Source organism: Micromonospora sp. NRRL B-16802 (assembly GCF_001279555.1).
Taxonomy (GTDB): Bacteria; Actinomycetota; Actinomycetes; order Mycobacteriales; family Micromonosporaceae; genus Micromonospora; species Micromonospora profundi.
Window position 1 is genome coordinate 120,835 of the sequence record NZ_LGEB01000049.1, and the last position, 7,960, is coordinate 128,794.

At 70.9% G+C, this 7,960-nt stretch carries 5 protein-coding genes; 1 reads left to right on the forward strand and 4 read right to left on the reverse strand.

Features of this window, described 5'->3' with window-relative positions; genetic code table 11:
* Positions 1 to 20: 20 nt before the first annotated feature.
* The 4 genes from ADK66_RS08515 to ppdK form a co-directional block, all read right to left on the reverse strand.
* The gene (locus tag ADK66_RS08515) at positions 21 to 851 is read right to left on the reverse strand and encodes a siderophore-interacting protein (RefSeq protein WP_053653360.1); all 831 of its coding nucleotides are present in this window, start codon (positions 849 to 851) and stop codon (positions 21 to 23) included.
* 15 nt (positions 852 to 866) lie between these two features.
* Positions 867 to 2,120, reverse strand: coding sequence for a deoxyguanosinetriphosphate triphosphohydrolase (locus tag ADK66_RS08520; protein WP_053653361.1), 1,254 nt, complete (start codon positions 2,118 to 2,120; stop codon positions 867 to 869).
* Between the two features lie 7 nt (positions 2,121 to 2,127).
* Positions 2,128 to 2,481: a VOC family protein gene (locus tag ADK66_RS08525; protein ID WP_053653362.1), complete on the reverse strand. Its 354-nt coding sequence runs from the start codon at positions 2,479 to 2,481 to the stop codon at positions 2,128 to 2,130.
* Between the two features lie 148 nt (positions 2,482 to 2,629).
* Positions 2,630 to 5,338 (reverse strand): pyruvate, phosphate dikinase, encoded by a 2,709-nt coding sequence (gene ppdK / locus ADK66_RS08530; RefSeq protein ID WP_053653363.1) that lies wholly within the window; start codon positions 5,336 to 5,338, stop codon positions 2,630 to 2,632.
* Positions 5,339 to 5,579: 241 nt separating this feature from the next.
* Here ppdK and ADK66_RS08535 point away from each other — a divergent pair, with 241 nt between their 5' ends.
* Entirely contained in the window at positions 5,580 to 7,343 is a 1,764-nt protein-coding gene (locus ADK66_RS08535; protein ID WP_157552345.1) for a beta-N-acetylhexosaminidase, read from the forward strand.
* Positions 7,344 to 7,960 lie beyond the last annotated feature (617 nt).

Here is a 7,960-nt window from a genome sequence, read left to right on the forward strand (position 1 = left end):
GGCTCGTCTCGCCGGCTGCCTCAGGCGGCGGTCGGCTCCTCGGCGGCCACCTGGCGGTTCCAGTCCGACTTCGTGGAGCGCCAGCCCTCGTCGTCCATGCCGCGCCGCCAGTAGCCGGAGATGGACAGCTGGCTGGCCGGTACGCCGCGTTCGGCGCGCAGCAGTCGGCGCAACTCCCTGACGAATGTCGCCTCGCCGTGCACGAAGGCGTGCACCTGGCCCGGCGGGAACTCCAGCGCCCGGACCGCCGCCACCAGCGCCTCGCCCACCGGGCGGTCGCCCCGGTGCAGCCAGGTCAGCTCGACCGCGCCCGGGCTCAGCAGCTTCTGCTCGTCGGCCGGGTCGGCGATCTCCACGAAGACGTGGGCCGGCGCGCCGAACGGCAGCCGCTCCAGGGCGGCGGCGATGGCCGGCAGTGCGCTCTCGTCGCCGACCAGGAGGTGCCAGTCCGCGTCCGGGCTCGGCGCGTACGCCCCGCCCGGCCCGACGAAGTGCACCGGGTCGCCCGGCCGCAGCGCGGCGGCCCACGGTCCTCCCAGCCCTTCGTCGCCGTGGTGCACGACGTCCACGGTGAGCTCCCCGGCCACGGGATCCCAGCGCCGCACGGTGTACGCGCGCAGCCGGGGCCAGTGTTGCGCGGGCAGGTCCCGGCGGATCGCGGCAAGGTCCAGCGGCCGGGGGTATTCCACCCCGGGCACCGGAAACACGATCTTGATGTAGTGATCGGTGTGCTCGCCGACCGGCAGACCCGCCAACTCATCTCCGCCGAGGACGAGCCGGATCAGGTGCGGGGTGGGCCGCTCGATGCGCAGCACCCGAACCGAGGTGACGTTCCTGGGGCGTTCTGACATGTTGCTTAGGCTAGCCTAAGTAGCTGCGTTGTCCACCGCTGGCGTTCTCCCCGCGACGAGCCGGGTGTGCCAGGCCACCGCCGCCGGGTCGGTGAGCGACGCGACCTGATCGATCACCACACGCAGCCGGGCGGCGTCGTCGGACGCGGCCCGCCACAGCGGGGCGAAGACCGGGTCGAGCCCGTCCGGCGCCCGCCGCACCAGTGCGGCCACCAGTTCCGCGAGCATCGTGCGCTGCCCCTCGTAGCGACCCCGGAAGCCGGTACGGCGCATCACGTAGCGCAGGGCGATGCCCTTGAGCAGCGCGCACTGTGCCCGTACCAGCCTCGGCACCACCAGGTCGGCGGCGTAACGGCGGTGCGGGCCGGGGCCGAACCGCTCCTCGGTGGCGGTCACCGCCGCCGACACGAACCGGCCGGTCAGGCCGCTCGTGGTGGTCTTCAACGCCACCTGGGCGCGGTGGCTGCCGTCGTACCCGGCGAGCGGGGCGAGCAGCGGGTCGGCCAGCAGTTCGACAAGCACCTCGGCAAGGTCGTCCGCGGGCTCCGAGGAGTAGGCGGTGGCCACGTCGGCGCAGAGCGCGGCACGCTCGTCGGCGTCGGTGAGCAGCGGGCGCAGCGTGACGTACCCGCCGTGGATGCCGTCCTCCACGTCGTGCACCGAGTACGCGACGTCGTCGGCCCAGTCCATCACCTGCGCCTCAAGGCAGCGCCGGTCGCCGGGCGCGCCAGCTCGGATCCAGTCGAAGACCGCCGTGTCGTCGGCGTACACCCCGAATTTGCGCTGCCCGGGGCGGCGCGGCCAGGGGTACTTTCCGATCGCGTCCAGCGACGCGCGGGTCAGGTTGAGCCCGGCGGACGAGCCGTCCGGGGCGAGCACCTTCGCCTCAAGCCGGGTCAGCACCCGCAGGGTCTGCGCGTTGCCCTCGAAGCCGCCGCAGGGCGTGGCGAGCAGGTCCAGCGCGGCCTCGCCGTTGTGCCCGAACGGAGGGTGCCCGAGGTCGTGGGCCAGCCCGGCGACGTCCACCACGTCCGGGTCGCAGCCCAGCCGGGCGCCCATCTCCCGGGCGATCTGGGCCACCTCAAGGGAGTGCGTCAACCGGGTACGCAGGAAGTCGTCACTGCCGGCGGTGTGCACCTGGGTCTTGGTGGCGAGTCGACGGAACGCTGCCGAGTGCAGCACCCTGGCCCGGTCACGCTCGTACGGTGAACGGCGATGCCCGGTGTCCTTGGGTGGCTCCTCGACCAGTCGGGACTGCGGGTCTCCCAACCCCGGCTCACTCCTTGCGCTGACGGAGGACACAGAACTCGTTGCCCTCCGGGTCGGCCAGCACCGTCCACTCGACGTCGCCCTGGCCGATGTCGACGTGCCGGGCGCCCATGTCGACAAGCCGCTCGACCTCGGCCTCCTGGTCGGCGGGGCGCAGGTCGAGGTGCAGCCGGTTCTTGTGCTCCTTGCCGCCGACCGCCGGCACGAAGACCAGGCCGGGGAGACGGTCGGCGCTCTGCCGGATCTCCACCTCGTCCGGCTTGTCGGTGACGACCTGATAGCCGAGCGCCTCGGCCCACCAGCGGGCCAGCCGGCCCGGATCGCGGGCGTCGATGGTCAGGCTCTCCCAGACGCTGGTCATTCAGTCACCTTTCCCAGTCGACGGCGAACGCAATCAGCCGCATGTGAGGGAGCTAGATTACGCCCGCCGATGCGCCTCGGCGTGACCGCGATGGGGAGACGTCCGGGGTGCAGGCGGCGGCCCGCCCCGAGCCGCCGCCTGCTCCTCGTCAACGGCTGTCTGAGCCGTCGGTCTCCACAGCCGCCCGGCCGGCTTCCAGGCGCGCCACCGGCACCCGGAACGGTGAGCAGGACACGTAGTCCAGGCCGACGGAGTGGAAGAAGTGCACCGAGTCGGGGTCGCCGCCGTGTTCACCGCAGACGCCGAGCTTCAAGCCGGGTCGGGCGGCCCGGCCCTCTTCGGCGGCGATCCGTATCAGCCGGCCGACGCCGTCGCGGTCGATCGACTCGAACGGTGAGATGCCGAAGATGCCCAGCTCCAGGTAGCGCCAGAAGAACGCGCCTTCGACGTCGTCGCGGGAGAAGCCCCAGGCCATCTGGGTGAGGTCGTTGGTGCCGAACGAGAAGAACTCGGCGGCCTCGGCGATCTGGCCGGCAGTCAGCGCCGCCCGGGGCACCTCGATCATGGTGCCGATCAGCACCTCGACGCCGCTGTCCCCGACCACGTCGGCAATGATCTTCTCGGCTTCGGCGCGGACCGTCTCCAGCTCCTGCACGGCACCGACCAGCGGCACCATGATCTCCGGCTTGGCGACCCCACCGCCCCGGGCGCAGCTGACGGCCGCCTCGGCGATGGCCCGCACCTGCATCGCGAACAGACCGGGGATTACCAGACCGAGGCGTACGCCTCGCAGCCCGAGCATCGGGTTCTCCTCGTGCATCCGCCGGACGGCGGCGAGCAGCGCCTCCTCCTTGGCGACGTCCTCACCGCGCTCCTGAGCGACCGCGACGTTCACTGCGAGTTGCTCCAGCGGCGGCAGGAACTCGTGCAGCGGCGGGTCGATCAGCCGGACGGTGACCGGCAGGCCGTCCATCTCGCGGAAGATCTCCTCGAAGTCGGCCCGCTGCAACGGCAGCAGCGCGGCGAGCGCCGCCTCCCGCTCGCCCTCGGCGCGGGCCAGGATCAGCCGCTCGACCAGCTCCCGCCGGTCACCGAGGAACATGTGCTCGGTGCGGCACAGCCCGATGCCCTCCGCGCCGAAACGCCGGGCACGGGCGGCGTCCGCGCCGGTGTCGGCGTTCGTCCGGACCGCGAGCCGCCGCTTGCCGTCGGCGTGCGTCATGATCCGGTGTACGGCCCGGACCAGCGCGTTGTCGATGTGCTCGGGGTCGAGGCTGCCCTCGAAGTACTGCACCACCTCCGACGGCATGACCGGGACCTCACCCAGGTACACCTTGCCGGTGGTGCCGTCGATGGACACGACGTCGCCCTCGCTGACGGTCTGCCCGGCCACTGTGAACCGCTTCGCCGGCACGTTGACGTCGATATCGTCGGCACCGGAGACACAGGTCTTGCCCATTCCCCGGGCCACCACCGCGGCGTGGCTGGTCTTGCCGCCGCGCGAGGTGAGGATGCCCTTGGCGGCAATCATGCCGTTCAGGTCGTCCGGGTTGGTCTCGCGGCGGACCAGGATCACCGACTCACCTTCGGCGGCCATCTCGACGGCACGGGCGGAGGTGAAGACGACCTTGCCGGACGCCGCACCCGGCGACGCGCCGATGCCCTTCGCGACCGCCTCGAACTCGTGGTCGAGCTGGAAGCGGGGGAACATGAGTTGCGCGAGCTGCGCGCCGTTGACGCGGTGCAGCGCCTCGTCCAGGTCGATCAGACCCTCGTCCACGAGCTGCCCGGCGATGACGAACGCGGCGGCGGCCGTGCGCTTGCCGACCCGGGTCTGCAACATCCACAGCTTGCCGCGCTCGATTGTGAACTCGATGTCGCAGAGGTCCTTGTAGTGCTCCTCCAGCCGCGCCATGATCCCGAGCAGCTCGTCGTAGGACGCCTTGTCGAGCTGCTCCAGATCCTGAAGCGGCACTGTGTTGCGGATGCCGGCGACGACGTCCTCGCCCTGGGCGTTCGCCAGGTAGTCGCCGTAGATGCCCTGCGCCCCGCTGCCCGGGTCGCGGGTGAACGCCACGCCGGTGCCGGAGTCGGGGCCGAGGTTGCCGAAGACCATCGTCACCACGTTCACAGCGGTGCCGAGGTCGGCCGGGATGCGCTCCTGGCGGCGGTAGAGCACCGCGCGCTCGGCGTTCCACGACTCGAAGACCGCCCGGATGGCGAGGTCGAGCTGTTCGCGCGGCTGCTGCGGGAACTCCCGTCCGGTGTGCTTCAGGAAGATCTTCTTGTACGCGTCGACAAGTCCCCGCAGGTCGTCGGCGTCCAGGTCCAGGTCGTCGTGGGTGCCCTTGACGGCCTTGGCGTCGTCAAGCGCCTGCTCGAACTCCTCGCCCGGCACCTCGCATACGGTCTTGCCGAACATCTGGATGAGTCGCCGGTAGGAGTCCCAGGCGAACCGGTCGTTGCCTCCCGCCTGGGCGGACAGACCGACGACGCTCTCGTCGTTGAGGCCGACGTTCAGGACGGTCTCCATCATGCCGGGCATGGAGAACTTGGCGCCCGATCGGACCGACACCAGCAGCGGGTCCTGCGGGTCGCCGAGGCGCTTGCCCATCGCGCGCTCCAGCGACTCCAGGTGCCGCTCGATCTGACCGGCGAGGCCGTCCGGCTCCCGGCCGGTGGCGAGGTACGCCTGGCATGCCTCGGTCGTGATGGTGAAGCCGGGCGGGACGGGCAGCCCGAGGTTCGTCATCTCGGCGAGGTTCGCGCCCTTACCACCGAGCAGGTCCTTGAGCTCCTTGTTGCCCTCGGAGAAGTCGTAGACGTATTTGTGATCGACGGTCTCTTGCGCTGCCACCAGAGCCTCCCACGCGCGCCGGAATGGACACTTAACGAAGGTTCAGTTTGCTGGTACCCCGGGACGGACCTCCGGTAATCCGGCGTCGACGTCGATCGGTGGGCGAAGGTTAAGCGAACATCGAGCGACCTGGGCCCGTTCGGTGACAATCGGCACAGCTATCACGACTATCCGCGTTCGTACGGGTTGTTGGGAACGCTTCCATGCGCACGATCACGCATTCCGACCTGTCGCCGTACCCTTGACGACAACGCCAGCCGGTGAACCTCACTTTTGCCATAACCGACGCGAATACACCCCCGGAGCCGCCGCCGTGTCGACCAACCCCTCCCCCGGCCCCGCCACCACCCCCGAGGTGGCCGGAGCCGCCGGTCCGATCCCGCTGCCGACTCAGGAACCGACCGCCGCCGCGCTGGCCCGGGCTGCCGAGCGGGCCGCCACCGACCTGCTCGCCGCGCCCGCCCCCATCCAGCTCGCCGACGTCGTACCCGCTCCGCGGGACGTGCGGCCGGACCCGGCCGGAAACTGGCGGCTCTCCCCCGACGCGGTCATCGTGGCAAGCACCGAACCCGCCGCGCTGGCCGCCGCCGTCCACCTCGCCGAGCTGCTGCGGCCCGCCACCGGATACCCGCTGCCGGTCACCGACGCCGCCACGCCGCAGGCCGACGACGGCATCGCGCTCGTGCTGGACCAGGCCGTCGGCCTCGGCACGGAGGGCTACCGACTCGACGTCACCACCTCCGGGGTACGCCTCAGCGCCGTCACCGCCACAGGCCTCTTCCACGGCGTGCAGACCCTGCGCCAACTGCTCCCGCCGGCGATCGAGAGCACCGTCCCGGTCACCGAAGCGTGGATCCTGCCCGGCGGGACCATCACCGACACGCCACGCTTCCCGTACCGGGGTGCGATGCTCGACGTGGCGCGGCACTTCTTCGCTGTCGAGGACGTGCTGCGGGTCATCGACCACCTGGCCCGCTACAAGCTCAACCACCTGCACCTGCACCTCACCGACGACCAGGGCTGGCGGATCGCCGTCGACTCCCGCCCGAAGTTGACCACCGTGGGCGGCGCGACCGAGGTCGGTGACGGCCCGGGCGGTTTCTACACGAAGGCCGACTACGCGCGGATCGTCTCCTATGCCGCCGACCGTCACATCACTGTCGTCCCGGAGATCGACCTGCCGGGGCACACCAACTCGGCGCTCGTCGCGTACCCGGAACTGGCACCGGACAAGATCGCACCTCCGCCGTACACAGGCACCGATGTCGGCTTCAGCTACGTCGACCCGACCGACGAGCGGACGTACGACTTCGTCGCCGACGTGTTCGGCGAACTGGCCGCCATCACACCCGGGCGGTTGCTGCACATCGGCGGCGACGAGGCGTTCAAGGTCAAGGGCGAGCTCTACACCGGTTTCGTCGAGCGGGTCCAGCGCATCGTGGCCGAGCTCGGAAAGACAGTGGTCGGCTGGCACCAGGTCGCACCTGCCGCCCACGTCGACGGGCGGGTCCTCCAGTGGTGGGGCACCAACGGCGAGGACCCCACGACCGCCGACGCGGTCCGCCGAGGCGCCCGGCTGGTCATCTCCCCTGGCAACCACGCATACCTCGACATGAAGTACGCGCCGGACACCCCGATCGGACACGACTGGGCCGGCCTGATCGACGTACGCAAGGCTTACGACTGGGATCCGGGCACGCACGTCGCCGACGTACCCGAGGAGGCGGTGCTCGGCGTGGAGGCACCGCTCTGGACCGAATCGGTCACCTCCCTCGCGGAGATCGAACTGCTGCTCCTACCCCGACTCCCGGCGATCGCCGAGCTGGGCTGGTCACCCCGCGCGACGCACGACTGGGCCGGGTTCCGTTCGCGGTTGGCTGGGCACGGGCCACGCTGGGCAACCGCCGGCATCACCTTCCACGCCGCACCGGAGATCCCCTGGCCGGCGGTACCCGCCATCCCCCAACAACACGGCGTGCCCCACCCCGACCCGATAATCCCCTGACGGGCGGGGCGTCCGGTTTCACCGCGTCCGCCGCACCCTCAGACGGGGCGTCCGGTTTCGGCGTGGCCGTCGCACGCTCGGGCGGGGCGTCCGGTTTCGGCGTGGCCGTCGCACGCTCGTCGGGCGCACGGTAGACGCCCAGAATAGGCATTTCAGGCAGTCGCGGGTTGATCGACTCGGGTTCCTTTGATATCGAGGTGTCCGGGTCGCGCGGATACCCCGGTTTCCATGAAGCCGAGTCGATCACACCCGTCTGGGCCGACTGTCGGGGCAATGCTGGGTGTTATGTCTGGTATCGGCTCGGCTGCGGCGTGGTCGGGGGCACTCTGGCGGCGGAATGATGGGCCGGGCCGGGTGGTTGTACAGGGGGTAACCGACGACAGGTCGCGGCCCCGCTGGCTCGACGGTCCCCCGGTATCCGGGAACACCCGCCCGGCCGCCACGGTTACATCCCCCCGGACGACCCGAGCGGCCTCCCGTGGCTGTCGGGCAGGTCCCCCGGAGCGCGGTGGAATGAGTCGCCGGCCCGGCTGGTTACATCCCTGGACCACCCCGAGCAGGCAGAGCCGCCGGGTGAGATCCCTGGAACTTCTTCCCCCTGCTCGCGCGCACCGTCC

Bases quoted from the DNA above. Each gene is read 5' to 3' on its own strand.
- ADK66_RS08515 (WP_053653360.1), bottom strand. From the start codon at position 851: ATGTCAGAACGCCCCAGGAACGTCACCTCGGTTCGGGTGCTGCGCATC.
- ADK66_RS08525 (WP_053653362.1), bottom strand. From the start codon at position 2,481: ATGACCAGCGTCTGGGAGAGCCTGACCATCGACGCCCGCGATCCGGGC.